Source organism: Acinetobacter sp. YH12094 (assembly GCF_013419295.1).
In the GTDB taxonomy this organism is placed as follows: domain Bacteria; phylum Pseudomonadota; class Gammaproteobacteria; order Pseudomonadales; family Moraxellaceae; genus Acinetobacter; species Acinetobacter amyesii.
Map to the genome: position 1 here is coordinate 33,543 of NZ_VPAK01000001.1, position 22,548 is coordinate 56,090.

The 22,548-nt window shown below is 42.0% G+C and carries 20 protein-coding genes; 12 read left to right on the forward strand and 8 right to left on the reverse strand.

Going from position 1 to position 22,548, the window contains the following annotated elements:
• The first annotated feature begins 1 nt into the window (after window position 1).
• The 4 genes from sugE (at window position 2) to FTU34_RS00180 (ending at window position 2,276) form a co-directional block, all read left to right on the forward strand.
• Entirely contained in the window at window positions 2–319 is a 318-nt protein-coding gene (gene sugE, locus FTU34_RS00165; protein WP_078191206.1) for a quaternary ammonium compound efflux SMR transporter SugE, read from the forward strand.
• A gap of 37 nt (window positions 320–356) precedes the next feature.
• Window positions 357–839: a methylated-DNA--[protein]-cysteine S-methyltransferase gene (locus tag FTU34_RS00170; protein WP_180034573.1), complete on the forward strand. Its 483-nt coding sequence runs from the start codon at window positions 357–359 to the stop codon at window positions 837–839.
• A gap of 352 nt (window positions 840–1,191) precedes the next feature.
• Window positions 1,192–1,845 carry a nuclease-related domain-containing protein gene (locus tag FTU34_RS00175; protein ID WP_180034572.1) on the forward strand — a complete coding sequence of 218 codons (654 nt, stop codon included), beginning with the start codon at window positions 1,192–1,194 and terminating at the stop codon, window positions 1,843–1,845.
• A 62-nt stretch (window positions 1,846–1,907) separates the two neighbouring features.
• A complete protein-coding gene (locus tag FTU34_RS00180; RefSeq protein ID WP_180034571.1) occupies window positions 1,908–2,276 on the forward strand; it encodes an SseB family protein in 369 nt (122 codons plus the stop codon).
• Between the two features lie 92 nt (window positions 2,277–2,368).
• On the opposite strand, the gene FTU34_RS00185 is transcribed toward FTU34_RS00180, so the two are convergent.
• Window positions 2,369–3,301 (reverse strand): tRNA-dihydrouridine synthase, encoded by a 933-nt coding sequence (locus FTU34_RS00185; RefSeq protein ID WP_180034570.1) that lies wholly within the window; start codon window positions 3,299–3,301, stop codon window positions 2,369–2,371.
• Between the two features lie 449 nt (window positions 3,302–3,750).
• On the opposite strand from FTU34_RS00185, the gene FTU34_RS00190 reads away from it, so the two are divergent.
• Window positions 3,751–3,960 carry a cold-shock protein gene (locus tag FTU34_RS00190; RefSeq protein WP_067761877.1) on the forward strand — a complete coding sequence of 70 codons (210 nt, stop codon included), beginning with the start codon at window positions 3,751–3,753 and terminating at the stop codon, window positions 3,958–3,960.
• A gap of 150 nt (window positions 3,961–4,110) precedes the next feature.
• Here FTU34_RS00190 and FTU34_RS00195 read toward each other — a convergent pair whose 3' ends face one another.
• Window positions 4,111–4,920: an inner membrane protein YpjD gene (locus FTU34_RS00195; RefSeq protein ID WP_078191164.1), complete on the reverse strand. Its 810-nt coding sequence runs from the start codon at window positions 4,918–4,920 to the stop codon at window positions 4,111–4,113.
• 138 nt (window positions 4,921–5,058) lie between these two features.
• Between FTU34_RS00195 and ffh the strand changes: the two genes are divergently transcribed.
• Together ffh and FTU34_RS00205 are read left to right on the forward strand one after the other, a co-directional pair.
• Complete coding sequence (ffh, locus tag FTU34_RS00200) at window positions 5,059–6,462, forward strand: signal recognition particle protein (RefSeq protein WP_078191163.1); 1,404 nt, start codon at window positions 5,059–5,061, stop codon at window positions 6,460–6,462.
• 413 nt (window positions 6,463–6,875) lie between these two features.
• Window positions 6,876–7,334 (forward strand): alpha/beta hydrolase, encoded by a 459-nt coding sequence (locus FTU34_RS00205; RefSeq protein WP_257226176.1) that lies wholly within the window; start codon window positions 6,876–6,878, stop codon window positions 7,332–7,334.
• Between the two features lie 138 nt (window positions 7,335–7,472).
• Here FTU34_RS00205 and FTU34_RS00210 read toward each other — a convergent pair whose 3' ends face one another.
• The 3 genes from FTU34_RS00210 to FTU34_RS00220 all read right to left on the reverse strand — a co-directional run bounded on the left by FTU34_RS00210 (window position 7,473) and on the right by FTU34_RS00220 (window position 9,883).
• Entirely contained in the window at window positions 7,473–8,150 is a 678-nt protein-coding gene (locus tag FTU34_RS00210; RefSeq protein ID WP_180034569.1) for a hypothetical protein, read from the reverse strand.
• Between the two features lie 226 nt (window positions 8,151–8,376).
• Window positions 8,377–9,105, reverse strand: coding sequence for a type III pantothenate kinase (locus FTU34_RS00215; protein WP_180034568.1), 729 nt, complete (start codon window positions 9,103–9,105; stop codon window positions 8,377–8,379).
• 22 nt (window positions 9,106–9,127) lie between these two features.
• Entirely contained in the window at window positions 9,128–9,883 is a 756-nt protein-coding gene (locus tag FTU34_RS00220) for a biotin--[acetyl-CoA-carboxylase] ligase (protein ID WP_180034567.1), read from the reverse strand.
• A gap of 29 nt (window positions 9,884–9,912) precedes the next feature.
• Here FTU34_RS00220 and FTU34_RS00225 point away from each other — a divergent pair, with 29 nt between their 5' ends.
• From FTU34_RS00225 to ligA, 5 genes are all read left to right on the forward strand, one after another.
• Window positions 9,913–10,725, forward strand: coding sequence for a sulfite exporter TauE/SafE family protein (locus FTU34_RS00225; protein ID WP_180034566.1), 813 nt, complete (start codon window positions 9,913–9,915; stop codon window positions 10,723–10,725).
• 147 nt (window positions 10,726–10,872) lie between these two features.
• Window positions 10,873–11,568, forward strand: a complete 696-nt coding sequence (locus FTU34_RS00230) for a GntR family transcriptional regulator (RefSeq protein ID WP_078191157.1) — start codon at window positions 10,873–10,875, stop codon at window positions 11,566–11,568.
• A gap of 10 nt (window positions 11,569–11,578) precedes the next feature.
• Window positions 11,579–15,028 carry a chromosome segregation protein SMC gene (smc, locus tag FTU34_RS00235; RefSeq protein WP_180034565.1) on the forward strand — a complete coding sequence of 1,150 codons (3,450 nt, stop codon included), beginning with the start codon at window positions 11,579–11,581 and terminating at the stop codon, window positions 15,026–15,028.
• A gap of 1 nt (window position 15,029) precedes the next feature.
• On the forward strand, window positions 15,030–16,082 hold the full coding sequence (locus FTU34_RS00240; RefSeq protein WP_180034564.1) for a cell division protein ZipA C-terminal FtsZ-binding domain-containing protein: 1,053 nt from the start codon (window positions 15,030–15,032) through the stop codon (window positions 16,080–16,082).
• Window positions 16,083–16,180: 98 nt separating this feature from the next.
• Window positions 16,181–18,214 carry an NAD-dependent DNA ligase LigA gene (gene ligA, locus FTU34_RS00245; protein WP_180034563.1) on the forward strand — a complete coding sequence of 678 codons (2,034 nt, stop codon included), beginning with the start codon at window positions 16,181–16,183 and terminating at the stop codon, window positions 18,212–18,214.
• A 242-nt stretch (window positions 18,215–18,456) separates the two neighbouring features.
• Here ligA and FTU34_RS00250 read toward each other — a convergent pair whose 3' ends face one another.
• The 3 genes from FTU34_RS00250 to FTU34_RS00260 all read right to left on the reverse strand — a co-directional run bounded on the left by FTU34_RS00250 (window position 18,457) and on the right by FTU34_RS00260 (window position 22,391).
• On the reverse strand, window positions 18,457–19,920 hold the full coding sequence (locus FTU34_RS00250; RefSeq protein ID WP_180034562.1) for an amino acid permease: 1,464 nt from the start codon (window positions 19,918–19,920) through the stop codon (window positions 18,457–18,459).
• Entirely contained in the window at window positions 19,920–20,954 is a 1,035-nt protein-coding gene (locus tag FTU34_RS00255; protein WP_180034561.1) for a methyltransferase, read from the reverse strand. The genes FTU34_RS00250 and FTU34_RS00255 overlap by 1 nt, the downstream gene beginning before the upstream one ends.
• A 66-nt stretch (window positions 20,955–21,020) precedes the next feature.
• Window positions 21,021–22,391, reverse strand: coding sequence for a uracil-xanthine permease family protein (locus FTU34_RS00260; RefSeq protein ID WP_078191151.1), 1,371 nt, complete (start codon window positions 22,389–22,391; stop codon window positions 21,021–21,023).
• Between the last annotated feature and the right edge of the window lie 157 nt (window positions 22,392–22,548).

A 22,548-nucleotide genomic window follows, 5' to 3' on the forward strand; every position in this document is an offset into this window, starting at 1 on the left:
TATGGCTTGGGTTTTATTAATTGTAGCGGGATTGCTTGAGGTAGTCTGGGCATATTGTATGAAAGTCTCTGAAGGCTTTAGCAAACTGACGCCAAGTATTTTGACCATTGTTTTCATGATCGCAAGTTTTGCTTTATTGTCTTATGCAATGAAATCCTTACCGCTGGGTACAGCCTATACAGTGTGGACAGGCATTGGTGCAGTGGGTTCATTTATCCTCGGCATCGTTGTATTGGGTGAGCCCGCAAATGCCATGCGCATGCTAGCTGCGGTCCTGATTATTTCAGGACTAGTCTTGATGAAATTATCGTCCTCCTGAATAATGAAGTGCTGCGATTTCGAGCTTGGAGTATGTCATGCAATTTTCTTATCAGTTTTTAGATTCGCCCGTTGGACAACTAAAACTTGTTGCACATGAAACCGCATTGGTGGCCGTTCTTTGGGAAAATGAAAATCCAAATCGTGTGCGATTGGCGGCTTTGGTTGAAGATCTGCAACACCCGATTTTGCTCAAAACCGCACAGCAATTAAATGAATATTTTGCAGGTAAAAGACAGCAATTTGACTTGCCGCTAGACTTTGAAGGCACCGCATTTCAGCAACAAGTTTGGCAAGCTTTATTGACGATTCCTTTTGGAGAAACTCGCAGTTATAAACAAATTGCAGAGCAAATCGGCAATGTCAAAGCCGTACGTGCTGTCGGTGCAGCCAATGGTAAAAATCCAATTTCAATTATTGCACCCTGTCATCGTGTCGTGGGCGCAAATGGAAAATTAGTGGGTTTTGCGGGTGGTCTAGAAAATAAAGAAATATTGTTAAAAATTGAGAAATTACAATAAAATAGAAAATATACATATTTAATTGATGTTACGCAGTAACATCAAAGCACAATTCGTTTCAAAGAGAGAACGATACGCGTTAACGTCATCCGCAAGTGTTTGAGACAGGGCTACTTTTAATCAAAAATGTTTTTGCGATGCTTTGAATAATTTGACGGTGGTGAACGAGTTTTGCGGATGACAATGGTTTTGGGTACTTTTACCGAAACAAAAGTACCTCCAGCCGAAGGCTAATCCCTTTATTTAAACCCTAGATGTAAGACTCCGGCGAATAGGCTTAAAAATCATTTTAAAAATGCGAAATTACTTTTATGTGGGTAACATCAGTAATTTAAAGTAATGAATCAAATCAATGAATATTTCTCAAATTTTTGCACCGCTCATTTCGACGTTGTGGTGGCTAATTCCATTGTTACTGATTGTGGGGGCAATCAAAGCATTTAAACCTTATTTAAAGGGGAAAATGGGGGAGTTTGCTGTCGCCGTTCATGTCAAACTTTATTTGAAAGACCATTATATATTGTTAAATGATTTGACCTTACCAGATGGCGAAGGAGCTACAACTCAAATTGATCATCTTCTGTTAAGCCCATTTGGTGTGTTTGTGATTGAAACTAAAAACTATAAGGGCTGGATTTTTGGGAGCGAGAGACAAAAACAATGGACGCAAAAGATTTATAAAAAAAGTTTTAAATTTCAAAATCCAATTCACCAAAATTATAAACATATGAAAGTGTTAGAACAGGTGTTGAGCGATATTGTGGATAAAGACAATATGCATTCTGTGATTGTTTTTATGCCTGAAGCAGTGTTTAAAACAGAGATGCCGTCGAATGTATTTCGGGGTACAGCTTGGGTGGACTATGTTCAAACCTTTCAGCAACCCGTGGTCTCTGAAATGAAACTTAAACGAATACAGTTGCGTTTAGAAAAAGAAATTTTAGAAAAATCGTGGAAAACAAATCGACAGCACGTTGAAGATTTAAATCAACGGCATAATTCATAAACTTCCTGTATGCTGTGGATTGTGAACAATATCTGAATGATAAAAATAGACGGACAATAACAATGAACGACACGCTTCAACACCTTTATGAATCGACTTTAGATCATCCTGAGCAATACCAAGACTTTTATCAGCAACTTTTATCCAGCCAAGTGTATTGTTTGGGTGAGCGTGATGCTGAGCAGCATTTACATTTTCAATTGATGGAAACGGAGCAAGGCGAGCAAGCCATTCCATTTTTTCTGAGTCTTGAGATGCTACAACAGGATGTTGGTGCAGATGCAGAGTTTGTCATGATCAGTGCTGAAAAATTATTTGCGATTACCAAAGGCGCAAGCTTGGTGATGAACCCGACTTCGGAACATCCTAAAGAGTTCTTGGCAGATGAGATCGACGCAATTTTAGAGTTTGCCAAACAACAAAGCCTTTGAACACTGTAGGTGTAATCAAAGGCTCTGCGGCTACGCTTAGATAGGTGTTTTCACACTTTTTCATTTTCATATTGGACGATGTGCTTTAAAACTTACATACCGGCTTTGAGTTTTTCCACGATTTCATCAAGTGGTTTGACGCGTTTTACTTCATCCCAAAGGACTTTGGCTTCTGGGTAATGTTTCGACATCATACCGAGCCATTGTTTATAACGACCGACCATATTCATTTCTTTTTTATACGAGCCGTTTAAGAAACGAATTTGTAATCCAAGTAGTTCATGCCATGTAATCAGCGGTTCATCGGTATTACGACGGATACACTGTGTAATGTCAGGAGTGGTCACCGCAGCACGACCAATCATTAGGTCTTCACAACCAGATTCGAGTTGGCACTGTTTGGCATCGGCATTATTCCAAATTTCACCGTTGGCAATCACGTTAATTTTCAATGCTTCACGAATGGGTTGCAACTGATCCCAAAAGGCAGGCGGGGTATAACCATCGGCTTTGGTTCGCGCATGGACTGTAACCCATGCAGCTCCTGCATCTTCGATGGCATGCGCATTTTCCATGGTGAAGTTACGGTCCATATAACCCAAACGCATTTTTGCCGATACAGGAATATGACTCGGAACAGCATTACGCACAGCTTTGACTAACTCATACACCACTTCAGGTTCATCTAGCAGAACTGAACCACCACGGTGGCGGTTGACGGTTTTTGCAGGACAACCAAAGTTCATATCAATTGCAGGGGCACCAAGTTCTACCGCGCGTACAGCATTTGCCGCGAGCATAGTGGGATTGTTACCTAAGAACTGTACATGAACCGGTGTTCCTGCTGCAGTTTTGCCTTCATTGTTTAGTTCAGGACAATAGCTATGATAAATATGATCGGGCAGGACAGAGTCCGTGACACGGATAAACTCGGTTACACACCAGTCAAAACTCCCCACATGCGTCAACACATCTCGCATAATTGGGTCGGTTAAGCCTTCCATCGGCGCAAGAACAAGTTTCACGGTCACACAGCCAAAAATTGAAAAACGGAGTTATACGTGGTTTTGAAAGGGATGTCTAGGTTTTGTGCTTAAGGTGACGCGGAATACGAAATGACAAGATTTTATGTAACTATTTGGTGAAATTAGGACCAAAGTCGTAAAGTATTGACTGACATAAAACTTTAACAATAAAATGAGTAAATACATATGGATAGTAATAATAAGAAGATGGCTTATACTGTTGTTTTTTAATGGAATCAACAACATATACTGTGCTTGAATCTTTTAAGATTTCATGTATGATGGCTGCAACTAGAAAAAAAGTATTGTTTCGTAAATTTTCTTTAAGTATCGCAGTGTTAGTCATAATCCTTCGTTTTTTACAGAAATGAAGTTCAATTCTTTATTATTTTCCAAGTTATAGTCAGTCATCATCCAATGGCTAAATCAACAAATTAATAGGTATTATTATGTCTAATACAGTTACTGGTACAGTTAAATGGTTCAACGAAACTAAAGGTTTCGGTTTTATTGCACAAGACAACGGTCCTGACGTTTTTGCTCACTTTAGCGAAATCACTGGTTCTGGCTTCAAAACTTTGCAAGAAGGCCAAAAGGTTTCTTTCAGCATCGCTCAAGGTCAAAAAGGCCCAAATGCTGTAAACATCGTTGCTCTATAATTTAGACGTAATGAAAAAAAAGCGCTGTATAGCGCTTTTTTTATGCCTGTTATTTCTGTGTGAATAATCAAGCTATAAAAAAGAGAGCTTTAGCTCCCTTCTTGATAAAACTTACTTCTTGATAAAATATTAAATCGTTTCATCGTCGACTTAGCGGCCCAAAACCATTTCTAAAATAAACTTAGATCCAATAAAGCCAACTGCCAAGAGACAAAAACCAATAATGGTAAAGCGAATAGCTTTTTGACCACGCCAGCCAAATCGATAGTGTCCAATAAGCAAAGCTCCATAGACGAACCATGAAATGATGCTAAAGGCAGTTTTATGCGCCAAATGCTGTGCAAAGAAGTTATCGATGGTGAAGAAACCAAACCCAAGTGCCACGGTCAGTAGTGCAAATCCAGCAATCAATAAATCAAATAGCAAAGATTCCATGGCTTGGAAGGATGGAAGTAGGCTCACCCATACACGCTTTTTCTGCTTGTTTTTTAGTTCACGGTCTTGTAAACGCAAAATAACCGCTTGAATTGTTGCCATCAGCAGGACGGCATATGCGGAAAGTGACAAAATAATATGGATGTCTAAACCCAGTGAATGTTGTTCTATAAATTGATTTTGTCGACTAAATGCAAAGCCCAAAATCAATCCCGTCGCTGCCACAGGAATGCCCAATAGGTTCATCGCAAGCACAGGCCGATAGGTACTAAATAATACACTGAGTAATAGCATGAGACCTGAAGTAAAAGACATCAGGTTGAACACGTCATAGTTCACACCCATAGGCGTCAACATGTCGTTATATAAAACACCTGCATGCAATAACATGCCTAAACCAAGTACAACACCAATAAACCAATGGTTCGGCGCACGTTTAGACATTAAATGGCTGAATAAATACCAAAAAGACGTGGTATAAGCGATTAATGCTAGGATCGTGTAAACCAAGGGGAGACTGATCATGTCAAACCTTTTTCAGGATGTTGAATATTCATTTATATAAATTCTGCAAGAACTAAAGTATCCTATAGCATTCTATGCATAAATTTTCTATTTTAAGAAACAATTTTTTGCTCATGGCTATTTTAAGCGGATTTTGCAATGTTTGATACCTTAACAGAACGACTCACGCAGAGTTTAAGAAATGTTACTGGCTCAGGGCAGCTAACCGAAGACAATATTAAAGATACGTTACGCGAAGTACGTATGGCACTTCTTGAAGCCGATGTTGCGTTACCTGTAACTCGTGAATTCATCGCGAAAGTTAAGGAAGAAGCATTGGGCCAAGAAGTGATGACTCAGTTATCACCGGGGCAGGCTTTCGTCAAAATCGTTCATGACGAATTGACCAAAATGATGGGTGAGGCGAATGAAAGCCTAGACCTAGCGGCAAAACCACCAGTTGTTGTGCTTCTTGCAGGTTTACAAGGTGCGGGTAAAACAACCACTGCGGCAAAACTTGCACGTTTCTTACAAGAACGTCAAAAGAAAAAAGTAGCAATGGTGTCTGCCGACGTTTATCGTCCAGCAGCGATTAAACAGCTACAAACAGTTGCAGGTGAAGTTGGCGCTATTTTCTTTGAATCAAGCGCAGACGAAAAACCGATTACCATCGCAAATCGTGCGATTGAGCAAGCAAAAATTCAATTTGCTGATGTCTTGATTGTCGATACAGCAGGTCGTTTACATGTAGACGACGAAATGATGGATGAAATTAAAGAGCTTCATGCAGCGATTAAGCCGACTGAAACATTGTTCGTGGTTGATGCCATGACCGGTCAGGATGCGGCGAATACGGCAAAAGCCTTTAATGATGCCTTGCCTTTAACCGGTGTGATCCTGACAAAAACGGATGGTGATGCACGTGGTGGTGCGGCACTTTCTGTTCGTGCTATTACTGGCAAGCCGATTAAATTCTTGGGTATGGGTGAAAAACTCGATGCCCTAGAGCCATTCCATCCTGAACGTATCGCACAGCGTATTTTGGGTATGGGTGACGTACTTTCTTTGGTCGAAGAAGTTGAACGTAAAATCGACAAAGAAAAAGCCGAAAAAATGGCGAAAAAACTGCAAAAAGGCGGTAGCTTCAACTTTGAAGATATGCTTATGCAGTTTGAACAAATGAACAAAATGGGCGGCATGATGGGCTTCTTGGATAAACTTCCAGGCATGAGCAACTCAGGGATTCAAGATGCAATTGCACAAGCAAATCCTGAAAAGCAAGTGAAGAAAATGGAAGCGATTATTCAATCGATGACCATTAAAGAACGTCGTAACCCAGACTTGATGAATCCAAGCCGTAAAAAACGTATTGCAGCAGGCTGTGGTATGGATGTTGCGGAAGTGAACAAACTCATCAAACAACATGCGCAAATGGCGAAAATGATGAAGAAATTTGCCAACCCAACGGGTATGGCAAAAATGATGAAATCATTGGGCAATATGCAAAAACAATTTGGCGGCGGTGGCATGGGTCCATTGTTCGGCAGTAAAGATCCGAAGTAATTTGGACTTAAAAAAAGGCGCATTCAGCGCCTTTTTTTATGGCTGTAATTTGATGAAACCGTGCGCTCAAGCAAAGAGGTAGAGTGCATTTGATAGAAAGTACTGGAGCAATTTGGCTATATGATCCGATATATACCGAACTGAGCTAAATCATTACAAGAACATGCGAAATTGACATTTAGAGCGTGTAGGTGACAGGTCTAAAACAGAGGTGAAAATTTGCCGAACTGCAAATTGAAGGTTTCACCAAAAATAATCACCTAAAATAAGCATCAAATAATGAATACACCTCATACGCCAGAGAGCCATAACATCTATCTGATTCATGCTCATCAGGCTTCCCCTAATGAGTATTAGTTTCCTTATTGAGACAAAAGCAGCAAGGGGTAGGACATTATTCTTGGCGCATTGATATGGCAAATGCAGTACAACCAGATTTTGACCATTGGCAGAAATTTCTGGCATTACAAATGCCTGATTTGGATGAAAATACCATCGTGATTGCTCATGGTTTGGGGTGCTTAACCACGCTGCATTATCTCAATCAATATTTTGAACAGCATGGCACACGGATTAAAGCGGGCGTTTTTGTGTCAGGTTTTAAAAGTAGTTTACCGACACAGCCTGAATTAACCGCATTTATTCAACGTGCAAAAATGGATAGCGGTGTTTTACAAACCTATATGCCGATTTGTATCAGTCTGATTTCATCCAATGATCCAATCGTGCCGCCGCCGGTTGCGATTCAATTGGGCAATTTTATAAATGCACAAATTTATGAGGTGAAAGAAGCCGGGCATTTCACAGCAAAGGATGGCTTTTCAGAGATTCCACAACTGTGGCACGTGTTAAAGCCGATTTTAACGGCTTAGGTAGGTTTTGTGCGCGTGTTTAATAGATCGTGTGTTTTGTAGATATGGTAATTGTGAAAACCAAAATTGATCATACAATAGGTTCAATTGAAGAGAAAAAAGGCGCATTCTGCGCCTTTTTTTTGATCTGTTGATAGATCAGTCGAGTTCTAAAGCAACACGTTCACGAATGTCGTCAATGTCGTCATTGGCTTCGCGACCATCTTCCAGCCATGCTTTATAAGCACCGACATATTCACCATCGGTATCGACCACATATTCAGCTGCAATTTTTCCTGAGGCATACCATAAGCGATAAGCGTCATTGCCATTTTCATCGACTTTGTACGCTGCGCCACGTTGTCCTGTTGGATAAAACTCTTCGCCTTGGATGCTCACGCCATCTTGGTTCACAAAGGTTGATTCTACTTTGCCGTTTTTGCGATAAAGCGTTACTGGGCCTTCAATGTCACTGCCACTGAAACTAAATAGTTTCATCGGATCTTTGACCCAAGCAGGTGAGGATTGAGGGGTTTTGGTTTCTTGGTAAAAATCTTGGACTAAAAAATCACCTGTCGCATTACGACCTAAAAGTACACGGTAATAGCCGTTTTTGACTGGGGTCATGTAATAGCTTGAGTCAATATACGATACGCAACCGCAGTAATCAGGATTATCTTCATCACCGAAATAACCCAAAACAGCTTCAGAGGTGCTGAGCTGAGATTTGATTTCGGCAGGGATTTTAGAGTTGGCTAGATTTTGTGTGGTGGTACAACCGCCGAAGAATAATGTAGAGGCGAGCAGGCTTAAACCCAGTAAATTCTTAAATTTCATATCTATACTCTTCGTCTTATATTCTATCTTGAAAGACATTTTTAAATTATAAAGTTGCTGATGTATCTGTCGATCATCGCAGGCTATTGTAATTCCTTGGACGAAAAAAAGTCATGAATCGCGATACAATTTGTAACCACACTTATATGAAATGGCCCTCAATAAAAAAGCGTGATCACCATTTGCCATCACGCTTTCACAGTTTGCTATCAAATAAATAGCTAAATTACACACCATTTACATAACTTTGTAGGCCTCGAAGCAGTAAATCTGCTTCGACAGCTGGCTGATATTGTTCTAAATAGCGTGCAAATAGCGCAGCATCGCCACCGGTTAAAATTAACCGACTTGGATATTTGTCGAGAACTTTTTCAATGGTGCTGACCAAGCTGAGCAATATGCCATGATGAACAGCGTCGATAGTATTTTTACCAGGAGACAACTCGTCAAAGATGGCATCTGGAATTTTAATGCCTTTGGTGTTTTGGATGAGCGAATCACGTTGCAAATATAAATTTGGCAAAATATAGCCGCCTAAATGTTGTAATCCATCCGTTAAGTCAATGGTGAGTGCTGTTCCACAGCTAATCACACAGTATTTTTGTGTAGGGTCTGTAACTACAGCAAGCATTTGCAGCCAACGGTCGATCCCGAATTTACTGGTGTCTTCATAAGCGCAGCGTAAGCCCGCATATTCGGCATGAACTTTGGCAATAGTGACAGGAACGGCTAAAAATTTAAGAATTTTTTGAATCCGATCATTATTTTTCTTGTCGAGTACCGAGGAAATCCCCACCTGATCTAAGTCCAAACTTTTAAAGTGCTGGATTAAACCGAGTAGGAGTTCGGCAGGCGACTGTAAATGCAGTTCCGCAGCATGTTCTATGATTTGATCGTGTTCAGTAATCCAGTATTTCAGCCGAGTATTACCGACATCGAGCCATAATTTTTTCATCAGTAGGCCTTTGCAATCCTGTTTATGATTGATCTGCTAAACGTAAGCGACCTTGGAAATGATTTTCTAAGCGCTGCGAAGTTTGGATGTTGATCGAACCATCATTTTCAATACCGAGAAAGAGACCTTGGCTTTTGCCTTGTAGGTGTTCAAGCTCAACAGGCTGTTGCATAAATGCAGCATAATGGTTGAATCTTGCAGCGAGGTTATAGCAGTTATGATCGAACCATTCACCTGCAAGTTGAATCGCTGCATAGAGTTCAGCGATTAACTGTAAACGGTTTGGCGAGTGAAGTCCGAGTTCAGATAACGACGTTGCGCGTTGCTCAATTCCTGTGGATGGAATCGGAAATAAGTTCATGCCCACGCCGACAATCGCTTGATGTGGCGAAATTGGTTCAATCAAAATCCCGCCCCATTTGCCTTGTGGGCTATATAGGTCATTGGGCCATTTCACTTGCAACGCTAGATTTTGCAAACTTGGCATTTGCAAGATATTTAAGGCAATTTCAAGTGCAAGCCGTCCATCTATCGCTGTCTGTAAATTCAGCAATGTGCTTAAATAGATATTACCAACGGGTGAGACCCATCGATGATCGCGTTGCCCACGGCCCTGAGTTTGCTCTTCACTGCATACCAAAACATGCTGAATGCCTTTTTTGGCAATCTCACGGACATCGTCATTGGTCGATGTAGTAATGGGCTTCAGTAATAAAACTTCAGGCGGTTGAGGTACTGTGCTCAGCAATTGCTGTAAGTGTCTGGTCTCTAAATCCATTTGAATCTGAGAGTTGTGGAATAATATTGATGGAGTTAATCATATATTTACTGATTGGTGCAATCGCTGGTTTTGCTGCGGGGCTATTTGGTGTGGGTGGTGGCCTGATTATTGTACCGATTTTATTCATCGTCTTTACCCAACTTCAGTATGATCCCAGTGTGATAATGCACATGGCGGTGGGCACCTCTTTGGCCACGATTATTGTCACCTCACTCAGCTCGGTTTCGGCGCATCATAAAAAAGGTGCAGTGCTGTGGAATGTCTTTCGGAATTTGGCACCAGGTTTGGTGATCGGTTCATTTCTCGGTGCAGGCATTGCAGATTATTTATCAGGGCAGGGTTTGCAACTGTTAATTGGCTTTTTTGCGGTCTGGGTGGCCTTTAAAATGTTTCGCGGTGCAGCGACACCAGTCGATCCGAATAAACATTTACCCTCACAAGCCATGCAAATGGCAGCAGGCGGCGGCATTGGGATTGCCTCTGCGATCTTCGGTATTGGTGGTGGTAGCTTAACCGTCCCGTATTTGAATAAAAACGGCGTCATTATGCAAAAAGCAGTCGCGACATCTGCTGCATGTGGTTTACCAATTGCGATTGCTGGGGCACTCGGCTTTATGTGGTTTGGTCATCAAGCCGATATCCTGGTTCCTAATACCATTGGTTATATCCATATTTATGCATTTATCGGGATTAGTGTCATGAGCTTCATCACTGCGAAATTGGGTGCGAAAGTGGCTCATATGTTGTCGCCATTTATGCTAAAGCGTTGTTTTGCATGTTTATTAACAACAGTCGGCTGCTATTTTATTTACCAAGGTATGCAAGCCTTTGGCGCATGATTGTCCGTTTTGACTGAAAAAATTGGCTTTGTTGACACAAGATTGTCAGACAATGTCATGTTCAATTAGGTTGCTTATCGTTTCTAATGCAAATAGATTGAGTGTAAATCTGAACATTGCATCTTATAAAAAAAAGATAGGAACAGTATGCAACAACAAGAAGCGGACAGTTTGTCAGAACAAATTGCCAAACACATCGGTGAACAAATCATTCGCGGTGAGTTGGTCGAAGGCGAGCGTATTCAGGAACTTAGAATTGCGGCCGAATTGGATGTGAGCCGTGGCTCTGTTCGTGAAGCTTTATTGATTTTAGAACGGACCCAGCTCATTGAAATCTACCCGCGACGTGGCGCCTTAGTCTCTGAAATGTCGGCTTTACAAGTGCGCTCATTATTTGATATTGCAGCATTATTGTTGGGCCAAATTGTGCATCGTATGGCGGAAACGTGGCGCAGCCATGAAGCTGAGCGTATTCAGTTATTACTTGAACAATTAGACGTGGAAACTCGCCAAGGCAATACCGAAAAGTTTTATGATCTGATTTTTCAGGGCATGGCTCGTCAGCATGAAATGGTGGGAAATACTTACCTTATGCGTTATTACCAAGAATTGTTGCCATCACTCAGACGCAGTTATTTTCTGACACTGAATATTTCACGACGTGAACTACAAGAATCTTTTGATTTGTTTAAATTAGTGACTGATGCAGTTTTAATCAGAAAATCACATCAAGCCACTTTATTTATGGAAGATTTTTGTCGACACTTACGCAACCTTGTGTTGGAATCACTAACACGGATGAAACAAATCGAATTAGCGTGGGCGAGACGTTCACGCCGCTGATCAGGACATTATGCGTTTAAGCAGTTTAAAACTTTCCGGCTTCAAATCTTTTGCCGATAGCACAACTCTAAAATTTGAAGGCAACCGTAGTGCGGTTGTTGGACCGAACGGCTGTGGTAAATCCAATGTGATCGATGCCATTCGTTGGGTTATGGGGGAGTCCAGTGCCCGTCAATTGCGTGGTGGCACCATGCAAGATGTTATTTTTACCGGAACGGCAAAGCGCAAACCAGTCGGGATGGCGAGTGTTGAACTGCGTTTTGATAATACCTATGGCAAGCTAGGTGGCGCTTATAATGCCTATACTGAACTAGCAGTTCGTCGTCAGGTCAATCGTGATGGTAAATCCGAATATTTCCTCAACGGCACCAAATGCCGCCGTCGTGATATTACCGATATTTTCTTAGGTACCGGTTTAGGTCCACGTTCGTATGCGATTATTGAACAGGGCATGATCAACCGTTTGGTCGATGCCAAACCTGAAGAAATGCGTGTGTATATTGAAGAAGCAGCTGGGGTTTCTCGCTATCAAGCTCGTCGTCGTGAAACTTTACAGCATCTAGAACACACCACTCAAAATTTAGAACGTCTCGAAGACATTGCCTCAGAACTGAAGTCTCAGTTGAAAACCTTAAAGCGTCAGTCTGAAACGGCGGTGCAATATAAAGAATTAGAAACCCAAATTCGTACTATTAAGATCGAAGTGCTGTCTTTCCAATGTGAGCAAAGTATGCGTTTACAGCAAGAATACACGCTTCATATGAATGAGCTTGGGGAAACTTTCAAACTGGTGCGTTCTGAGCTGAACACCTTAGAACATGACTTATCTTCCACCAGTGCTTTATTTCAACGGCTTATTCAACAGTCCACGCCATTACAAAGCGAATGGCAACAGGCGGAAAAGAAACTGTCTGAGTTGAAAATGACACTGGAGCAAAAGCAGGGTTTATTTGCACAAAATTCGGCAAGTTTGGTGGAGCTTGAGAAGCAAAAAGCTCAAACCAAAGAACGTTTACAGTTATTAGAGTTACAACGGGAAACGCTACAAGAACTGCAAGATGGATTTGTTGAACAATTACAGCGTCAAGAAAGCAGTAGTCAGGAACAGACCCAGCAGTTAGCCGATTTGAAAGCTCAGCATCAACAAGCGGTTCAACAATTTGAACAATGCCGTGGGCAAGTCGAAAAGCAGCAACAGCAAAAGCTACAGATGTTGGCGCAGAGTGAACAATTGACCAAAAATATTGGTCGAATTGAGCAACAGCGCGAGACCCTACAACAGCAACGAGGTCAAATTCAGCATCAGGCGCAGCAAGATGAGTTGGAGCAGTATCAGCAAGATAAGCAACAACTCGAACAGCAAATTGTGCAACAAGAGCTGGTGATTGCCGAAACGCAAACACTGCTTGCAGCTACACAAGAACAGCAGGCACAGCATAAAAATATGGTGCTGCAGCTAAAGTCAGAAATACAGGTGCTGTTGTCAGAGCAGAAAAACCTAAATCAATTGATGATTAAAGCTAGTCCAAAGCAGCAAAGTCAGCGTCAACATTTAATGCAGCAGTTGCAGTTGAGCACACAAGGTAAACAGCATGCACAACTGGTGGAGAAATTTTTGTCTAAATGGCTGAGTGCCCAAGTCTTGGGACACAGTGATAATTTTCAAGACAGTGTTGCACGTCAGGTCAAAGGCAGTCAGCACACCGCAGCACAAATCGTTGGATTAGATGCTTTGGCGACGTGGATTGAAGCACCACAGCTTTCAATCTGGCAGCAAGTCGCAATTGCCGAAACATTGCCGATGGCATTGAGCCATCAGGCTAAACTGGCTGCTGGTCAGTCGATACTCACGCTCGATGGTTATCATGTCGGTGCAGATTGGGTGATTGGTCTAGATTATGATGAGGACAGCCAAGCAGGGCAAGGTGCATTGAGTCACCGTATTCGTTTAGATGAATTGACTGAATTGCTTGCAGCGCAGCAGCCTAAGCTGACACAACTAGAAGGCCAATTGCCTGAGTTGCAAAATGCCGTACAGGCTTTACAGCAAAATCTACAACAGCAATACAGCCAATTAAAAACTTGGCAAAAAGACATTCAAAATGCTGATGTTGCGATTGCGAAGGTACAAAGTTCCAATCAGGCATTTGCATTACAAAAGCAGCAGTTAGAAGATCAATTGCAGCAACTTGAAGCGCAGCTCGAAGAAGATGCCATGCAAAAAGACGATTTGGAAATTGATCTGCATGCGCTGACGATGAAGCTTGAGCAAGCTTTGCCCAATTATAAGACCTTGCAATTCCAAGTTGAGGAATTGAGTCTAGCGCTGGAAAGTGCTCAGCAAGTGGCATTACACAGTCAGCAAGAATTGGAAATCGTGCGTCGTCAGTCTGTACAGACGAAACAACAGATTGAATTATTAGAAAAAGACACGGTCTTTTTAAAAGCGCAAACTCAGCAAATTATTGGACAGATGGAACAGGCGAAGAAATTTGTCGATCCAGTACAGTTAGAATTGCCTGCGCTTGAGTCACAGTATTCTGAACAGGCTCAAGTCACTGAACGTTTACAAAAAACCTGGAATGACTGGCAGCTTGAACTCAATAATGTTCAGAGCAAACAACAGACATTGACGGAACAACGCCATTCACATCAACAGCAAGATGAAAAATTGCGTACGCAATTGGAAGAAAAGCGTCTGGCTTGGCAATCCGCGCAGTCTGATTTACAGCATTATTCTGAACAGCTGAAAGAAATGAACAGCGAGATGCTGACAGGTTTAAGCATTGATGTGGTATCCCATCAGCAAAAACTAGAAAAAGCACAGCAGCAGTTTGATAAATTGGGTGCAGTCAACTTGGCTGCGGCAGAAGAATATACTGAAGTTTCTAAACGCTTTGATGATTTAAGCCACCAAATTGATGACTTGCAAAAGACCGTTGAACAACTGCAAGCTGCGATGAAAAGCATTGATCAGGAAACGCGAAAGCTGTTTATGACCACTTTTGATAAGGTCAATACAGAACTTCAAGCGTTATTTCCGAAAGTATTTAATGGTGGTGAAGCAAGTTTAAGTCTTGAAGATGGTTGGCAATCGGGTGTAAAACTGATGGCACGACCACCGGGTAAACGAAACAGCTCTTTGGCATTATTGTCAGGTGGTGAAAAGGCACTGACCGCATTGGCTTTGGTTTTTGCGATTTTCCGCCTAAATCCTGCACCATTTTGCGTTTTAGACGAAGTCGATGCACCTTTAGACGATGCAAATGTAGGAAGATTTTGTAATCTTGTAAAAGAGCTTTCAGAACAAGTGCAATTTATCTACATTACACACAATAAACTGGCTATGACAATGGCAACTGACTTACTTGGTGTGACCATGCCAGAACCAGGAACTTCAAAATTAGTGACTGTGAATATAGAGCAAGCCAAAGAATACGGTTTAGCTGCGGAGGCATAACATGGAAATCACCACTATAGTTGGGATTGTAATCGCTGTAATTATCATGGTTGTGGGTATTCGAATGATGTTTCGTAAACCTGCAGATGCAGCACCATCACTTGACACCGAATTACATATTGATCCTGATAGTCAGCAACCTGTTATTCCGCGCCATGTACGCAATCAGTTAAATACACCTGAAACCACGCAACGTGTAGAGCCGACTTTGGCTGAGGAAAAAGTCCCAGCGGTTGAAACGACTGAAGCTGTTCAAGCGAATGTAACGCAAGAAGCAACGGTAACGGAACAAGCTGAGCAAAGTGTTGAGGCTATTGCAAAGACTGAGACGACTACGACGGATCCCGTTTCAGTTGAAAATGCTCAAACTGCGACAGAAGACACTACTTTGTCTACAGAAGCCACTGAATCTACGACAAATACGTCTGTAGTAGATGTAGCCAATGAAGCCGTGACTCCTGCGACGAACGTTCAGGCAGACGCTGTTCCTGTAGAAAAAGCGCCAGAATTTAGTGTAAATAGCGCAATTGAAAAAGCTGAAATTAGCGATTTTGATGAAGAAAGCAGTATTTTGGATGCGCATTTACATGAACAAAAAATTGTTGATGAAGAAAGTGCTTTAGCGACTGCGGAAACTTATATCGCCTTAAATGTATTCCCTGATAGCCGTGCCTTGTCGGGTGAAAAAGCATTAAAAGTGTTACTGAAATACGGTTTACGCTTTGGCGAAATGGCTTGTTTCCATCGCTATGATGAAGAAGGTACAAAGTTATTATTCTCTGTATTGCAAATGAATAATGATGGCGCTGCGCAAGGTTTTGATCTTGAAACTTTATCGACTGAAGAAGTAAAAGGTTTGGCTTTCTTCTTAGCGCTGCCACACAGCGATGTACAAAATGCCTTTGATACCATGGATAGCATTTCACGTCTAATTGCCCGTGAAATTGACGGCACTGTGTATGATCAAAATAACCAAGAATTTACACCGCAGATGCGTGAACATTGGCGTCATCAAGCGATTGATTATCGTCAAGGTCAAGCTATCGAAGTCTAAGCGTCTTTGATTGAAACTCACCGAGTGGGTTTCTATAATAGCAACAGATAATGAAATTTGAGGGCGGAGCATGAACCGCCCTTTTTTATGGTGAATGTATGACACAACAATCCACTGTCGTTGCACAGATGCGACAACTGATTCAACTCTTGGCGAAGCATAACCATGCCTACTATGTCATGGACACGCCAGAAATTGAGGACAGTGAATATGATCAACTTTTTCACCAATTAAAAGCTTTAGAAGAGCAATACCCTGATTTAGTACAACCTGATACACCAACTACAAAAGTGGGTGGAAAGGCCTTATCTAAGTTTGAGTCTGTAACCCATGCAGTGCCTATGTTGTCATTAGGTAATGTGTTTAATGCAGAAGATTTATTTGCCTTTGCCCGTCGTGCGGAAGAACGCTTACCGAATCAAAAAATTGAATATGATGTCGAATTAAAATTTGATGGACTGGCGATTTCTCTCTGGTATGAAAATGGTATTTTGATCCGTGGTGTGACACGGGGCGATGGTGAAACAGGGGAAGATATTACCCAAAATGTAAAAACCATTCGTAATTTACCTAAAGTACTGACCTCTACACAGACTGAAATTCCAAGTCTGCTTGAAGTCCGTGGTGAAGTTCTGATGCCAAAATCAGGCTTTGAAAAGCTTAATGCTGAAAACGAAGCCAAAGGTGAAAAAACCTTTGCCAATCCACGAAATGCAGCAGCAGGAAGCTTACGTCAACTCGATCCTGCAATTGCGGCTTCGCGTCCCTTGGCTTTTTATGCTTATGGCATTGCACAGTGCGAACCACATCATGGTCAAACCACCATGTCTGCTAGCTTAGAATGGCTGACACAGTTTGGTTTTGCTGTCGGTGAACGTCACTTTATATGTGACAGCATTCAGGATGTACAAGCTGCGTATGAGCAAATGATCATTGATCGACCAAGCCTGAGTGTTGAAATTGATGGCATGGTGATTAAAGTGAATAGTTTGAAACAGCAGCAAACTTTAGGTTTTTTAAGCCGTGAGCCACGCTGGGCAACGGCATATAAATTCCCTGCAGTCGCAGCGCTGACGACAGTTGAAAATATTGATTGGCAAGTGGGGCGTACAGGGACTTTAACTCCAGTCGCACGTTTAAATCCTGTGGCAGTCGGTGGCGTAACGGTTTCCAATGTCACTCTTCATAATATTGGTGAAATTCACCGCCTAGATGTCCGTGTAGGCGATACCGTGAGTGTTTACCGTAGTGGTGATGTGATTCCCAAAGTGGAAAAAGTTTGGCCTGAATTTCGACCTGTAGAAACAGTTGAAGTTCAATTGCCCGAATGTTGTCCTGTCTGTTCTTCACCTGTGGTGATGCCCGAAGGTGAAGCCTTGGCACGTTGTTCAGGTGGTTTGTACTGTGCTGCACAGCGTATTGAGGCGATTCGTCACTTTGTATCGCGTAAAGCTATGGACATTGAGGGCTTAGGCGACCGTTGGGCGGAATCTCTTTTACATTTGGATCTGCTCAAAGATGTTGCTGATATTTATAGCTTGCATAAGCATCGTGAAAAATTACTGACTATTGAAAAAATGGGTGAGAAGTCGGTTCAAAACCTTATCGATTCCATTGAAAATAGTAAGAAAACGACACTAGGTGCATTTATTTATGCACTCGGCATTCGAGGCGTGGGTGAAACCACGGCACGCATGCTCGCAAATACCTTCCAAACCTTTGATGCGATTCGCCATGCAGATCTCGAATCCTTGAAGAAAACACCAGACGTTGGTGATATTACCGCAGAATGGATTGTCGACTTTTTCCAAGCGCCGCATAATCTCGAAGTGGTTGATCGTTTGTTGGCAGCAGGGATTCATTGGGATGCACCCGTTGCACCAAGTCGTCAGCCATTGAATGGCGAGAGTTGGGTGATTACTGGGACATTGAGTACCATGGGTCGTGATGAAGCGACGCAAATGCTTCAAGCCTTAGGCGCACGTGTCAGTGGTAGTGTTTCGGGTAAAACCAAATGTGTAGTTGCAGGTGAAAAGGCAGGTTCTAAATTAGAAAAGGCTGAAAAGCTGGGTGTACCTGTGATGAGCGAAGAAGAGTTTATTAGATTTGTACAACAGCATAATGCTTCTTAACTATTGAAAATCAAACCTGAAAAGGTGATTAATTTTGAACAAACGCCTGATGCATTGCATTGGGCGTTTTTATTTTCGGTGCTTAATATGATTGAGTGAGCGTATCAGTTGTTGGTGATAGATCAGACAGTATTCCTCAACATTACTCACGAAATATTTTGCTAAAGCGTGAATGTATTGAGATACAATTTTAGCCATAAAAAAGCAGCCCTTAAGCTGCTTATTTTTATTTAGTGATCACATTATTCTTGATCAACTTTCATTGGTTTTACATCCATTTCTTGATATGAAACCAACTTGGTTTTGTGTTTCCACTTATAACCAACCCAAATGGCAAGGAATAAGAAAATACCAATATAGGTAGAAACAACGGCTAACCACTCACCATCTAAAACGGCTTGATAGTTCTGACCAAGGACCACGATGGCACACAAAATAAAGGCAAACCAAGGTGCAAATGGGAAGAATTTTGCACGGTAAGCAAGATCTTCTAATTTATTGCCTTGAGCCAAGTAGCCTTTACGGAAGCGATAATGTGAAACTGCAATACCAAGCCACACAATAAAGCCACACATACCTGACATGTTCAGTAACCAGTTAAATACCGCTTGTTCACCGATAAAAGTGGTTAAGAAGCACAGTGCCGCAATCGCCGTTGTTGCATAAAGCGCATTCATCGGTACGCCACGTGCATCTAAGCGACCAAAGACTTTCGGCGCACTGCCTTTACGTGCCATATCAAACAGCATACGGGTAGAGGAGTACATACCAGAGTTACCCGCTGATAAAATCGCAGTCAAGATCACCGCATTCATCACCGATGCAGCAAAAGCAAAACCTGCTTTTTCATACAGTAAGGTAAATGGTGAAAGTGCAATATTTTCAGTAGATGCTGCTTGTAATAAACGTGGGTCATCATAGGCAATGAGAGTGCCGATAATGAAAATACACACAATATAAAACAACAAGATACGCCAGAAAATTTGCTTGATGGCAATAGGAATGGTCTTTTCAGGATCTTTCGACTCACCTGCAGCCACACCAACCATTTCAGTCCCTTGGAAAGAGAAACCGGCAATCATCGCTACACCAATCAAGGCAGATAAACCACCGACAAATGGGGCTTCACCCTTGGTCCAGTTGGCAAATGTTTCTACACCCGGTGTCAGCATGATTTTGCCAATCATAAACAGGCCGATAATGATAAAGGCAACAATTGCGAGCACTTTAACAAGCGAGAAGAAAAATTCGGACTCACCGAAGCCTTTTACGGTTAGCGCATTAATGGCAAAGACGATTGCGAGGAAAATCGCACTCCAGTAGAAGCCCGGAATATCTGGAAACCAGAATTTCATAATGAATTGGACTGCAACCAATTCAAATGCCACGGTAATCGCCCAGTTGTACCAATAGTTCCAACCCAAAGCGAAGCCGAAACCACCCTCGACATATTTGGTGCCGTAGGTAAAGAATGCACCCGAAGTTGGGTTATGTGTTGCAAGCTCACCTAGACTGGTCATCAAGAAGTAAATCATGATACCAATTAAGCAGTATGCAAGCAGGGCGCCACCTGGGCCTGCATTGGCAATGGTTGCACCTGAGGCAAGGAATAAACCTGTACCAATTGATCCACCAATTGCAATCATGTTGAGATGGCGAGCACCCAACTTACGCTGAAGCTGAGCTGGTTTTTGAGTTTCGCTCATCATTGTTCCTTAAGATTTTTTTGCGTGCTCGCAAACAAGACTTTAAATCCTTGTTGGTCGGCTTTGATTGTACATTGACCGTAATGTTGCTCAATTAAAGTCGGATAATTGAGGAATCGGTTGGCAACAATCCAAAGCTCACCCCCAGACTTCAAATGTCTGCGCGAAGTTTTGCATAGATTTTCACTGGCATTGTAGTCGGTTTGAATCCCTTGATGGAAGGGTGGATTGCTGACTATGGCATGTAAAAATAATGGAGCATCCTCGATTCCTGTGACCGCTTTAATCTCAAGTTGTTCAGGTTCAAGCAAATTTTGTTCAAATGTCATTTGTGTAGACGCCAGTGCAAAGGCATCTACATCCATGGCAAAGATACGATTTTTAGGATTTAGTTTGGCTAAATAAGCACTGATAACACCCGCACCACAGCCAAAATCTGCAATTTTGCCCGAAGTGACTTGTGATAAATAAGGCAATAACGTAGCCGTACCCACATCTAAACGGTTCTGGCTAAATACGCCAGGCAGTGCGCAAATCGTAAGCTCACCATTTGGGGTTTCAACTGGATATTTTTTCACCCAATCTTGCAGTGGCTTCAGTGTGACAGTTTTTTCCAATAGGGTTTGCCACATTTGGCAGTGACGCGCGCTATCAATTTTTAGGGTTTTACCAAAGGGCTGTAATTGTTTTGCAGCGCGTTCAACACCGCCTTTTTTTTCACCCACGAGGAAAATAGACGCACCTTGAGCAAGATGACTTGCGACATTGTGTAATAAATAATTTAGCAGCTCTTTTGATTTCGGAACAAAAATAACCGCTTGATCAAACTGACCTTCAGGAAAATCGACACCAAAATGGACATTTGACTGTTGATTTTGAAAGTACTGAAAATCATTAAAATTCCAGCACCAAATCGATGGCTTAATATTGTCATTCAATTGACTGAGTAAGTCATCTGTCGGTGCATTTACGAAAAGCACGCGATCTTGTAATAAATCGATCTGTCGTATAACGACTTCACTTGTGAGATCCATAGATTTCTCCATCATAAAAAACACTGCCTAGGGCGGAACCTAGGCAGTGTTCTTTGACAAATGAACTTACTTCTTCACTTCAGGAAGAACAATATTCAAAATAAGGGCAGCGATACCACCAGTGGCAACGCCTGAACTGAAGATATTACGGAACAATTCAGGAAGATGTTCAAGGATTTGTGGTACTTGTGCAACACCTAGACCCAATGCCAATGAAATCGCAATGATTAATAGTGCGCGGCGGTCTAAATGAATGCCCGATAAGATATTAATACCAGAGGCAGCCACAGCACCAAACATTACCATTACAGCACCACCAAGCACAGCTTGTGGAACCGCCTGAATGACACCTGCTACAGCAGGAAGTAAGCCTAAAATAACCAATAGGGCAGCAATCCAAATGCCTACATAGCGGCTTGCAACACCTGTTAACTGAATAACACCGTTGTTTTGCGCAAATACAGAACTAGGGAACGTGTTAAAGATACCGGCAAGGAATGAGTTTGCACCATTCACCAATACACCACCTTTAATACGCTTCATCCATTCAGGGCCATCTACAGCTTGATTTGAAAGCTTAGAAGTCGCGGTAATATCGCCAATCGCTTCCAAAGAAGTCACAAGGTAGATAAATGCCATTGGAATGAACAAGCTCCAAGAGAAGCTCAGGCCAAAGTGCATCGGTGTTGGAATTTGAACCAGTGGCGCATCTTTTAAACCATCAAAGTTTAAATGACCCATAAAGCCTGCAAGGATGTAACCCACGACTAAGGCAATTAGGATGGCAGAACTTTTTACCCATGTAATACGCACACGGTTCAATAAAATGATCAGTGCCAAAACGGTACATGACATGATGAGGTTGTCTGCATTGGCAAATGTTTTATCGCCCATGGCTTGATAACCACCACCCATGCTGATCAGGCCTTCTTTAATTAAAGTCAGACCAATCAATAGCACCACAATACCTGTTACCAATGGGGTAATCAGTTTTTTCACCCAAGGTAAGATTCGTGACACACCCATTTCAATGAATGAACCCGCGATCACCACACCAAAGATAGATGCCATCACTGCTTCTACAGGTGTACCTGCCGCAACCATTGCAGAACCAATACCGATAATAGGACCAATAAAGTTAAAGCTGGTTCCTTGTACAATCAGGAGACCTGCACCAAATGGACCGACTTTTTTACATTGTAAAAAGGTTGCGATACCAGAGATCACCAATGACATCGACAGAATCATATTGGTGTCTTCTTTTGACACACCAAGTGCCAAACAGATCAGCAGACCCGGCGTCACAATTGGGACAATAATGGCCAATAAATGTTGGAACGCAGCGAGAAAAGCAATAAAAGGTTTTGGTCGATCATTCAATCCATAGACTAAATCGAGTTGATCTTTTGCTTCGGGAGATTGGTTTAAATCAGACATGCGGCACTGAAAATTAAGGCTAGGTGGCGCTATTCTAATCTGTTTACACAGCTTTACAAAACCAAAAGCGTACCAGTCGTCAAAAAAAATGCGATTGTCAATAAACTGTCACTACTAAAATCTATATTTTTTCTGTATAATTTGCCCTCAAACTTTA

What these genes read in the sequence shown, in the direction of transcription:
- sugE (WP_078191206.1), top strand. Translation starts at nt 2, where the DNA reads ATGGCTTGGGTTTTATTAATTGTAGCGGGATTGCTTGAGGTAGTCTGG.
- FTU34_RS00170 (WP_180034573.1), top strand. Translation starts at nt 357, where the DNA reads ATGCAATTTTCTTATCAGTTTTTAGATTCGCCCGTTGGACAACTAAAA.
- FTU34_RS00175 (WP_180034572.1), top strand. Translation starts at nt 1,192, where the DNA reads ATGAATATTTCTCAAATTTTTGCACCGCTCATTTCGACGTTGTGGTGG.
- FTU34_RS00180 (WP_180034571.1), top strand. Translation starts at nt 1,908, where the DNA reads ATGAACGACACGCTTCAACACCTTTATGAATCGACTTTAGATCATCCT.
- FTU34_RS00190 (WP_067761877.1), top strand. Translation starts at nt 3,751, where the DNA reads ATGTCTAATACAGTTACTGGTACAGTTAAATGGTTCAACGAAACTAAA.
- FTU34_RS00195 (WP_078191164.1), bottom strand. Translation starts at nt 4,920, where the DNA reads ATGATCAGTCTCCCCTTGGTTTACACGATCCTAGCATTAATCGCTTAT.
- ffh (WP_078191163.1), top strand. Translation starts at nt 5,059, where the DNA reads ATGTTTGATACCTTAACAGAACGACTCACGCAGAGTTTAAGAAATGTT.
- FTU34_RS00205 (WP_257226176.1), top strand. Translation starts at nt 6,876, where the DNA reads ATGGCAAATGCAGTACAACCAGATTTTGACCATTGGCAGAAATTTCTG.
- FTU34_RS00210 (WP_180034569.1), bottom strand. Translation starts at nt 8,150, where the DNA reads ATGAAATTTAAGAATTTACTGGGTTTAAGCCTGCTCGCCTCTACATTA.
- FTU34_RS00215 (WP_180034568.1), bottom strand. Translation starts at nt 9,105, where the DNA reads ATGAAAAAATTATGGCTCGATGTCGGTAATACTCGGCTGAAATACTGG.
- FTU34_RS00220 (WP_180034567.1), bottom strand. Translation starts at nt 9,883, where the DNA reads ATGGATTTAGAGACCAGACACTTACAGCAATTGCTGAGCACAGTACCT.
- FTU34_RS00225 (WP_180034566.1), top strand. Translation starts at nt 9,913, where the DNA reads ATGGAGTTAATCATATATTTACTGATTGGTGCAATCGCTGGTTTTGCT.
- FTU34_RS00230 (WP_078191157.1), top strand. Translation starts at nt 10,873, where the DNA reads ATGCAACAACAAGAAGCGGACAGTTTGTCAGAACAAATTGCCAAACAC.
- smc (WP_180034565.1), top strand. Translation starts at nt 11,579, where the DNA reads ATGCGTTTAAGCAGTTTAAAACTTTCCGGCTTCAAATCTTTTGCCGAT.
- FTU34_RS00240 (WP_180034564.1), top strand. Translation starts at nt 15,030, where the DNA reads ATGGAAATCACCACTATAGTTGGGATTGTAATCGCTGTAATTATCATG.
- ligA (WP_180034563.1), top strand. Translation starts at nt 16,181, where the DNA reads ATGACACAACAATCCACTGTCGTTGCACAGATGCGACAACTGATTCAA.
- FTU34_RS00250 (WP_180034562.1), bottom strand. Translation starts at nt 19,920, where the DNA reads ATGAGCGAAACTCAAAAACCAGCTCAGCTTCAGCGTAAGTTGGGTGCT.
- FTU34_RS00255 (WP_180034561.1), bottom strand. Translation starts at nt 20,954, where the DNA reads ATGGATCTCACAAGTGAAGTCGTTATACGACAGATCGATTTATTACAA.
- FTU34_RS00260 (WP_078191151.1), bottom strand. Translation starts at nt 22,391, where the DNA reads ATGTCTGATTTAAACCAATCTCCCGAAGCAAAAGATCAACTCGATTTA.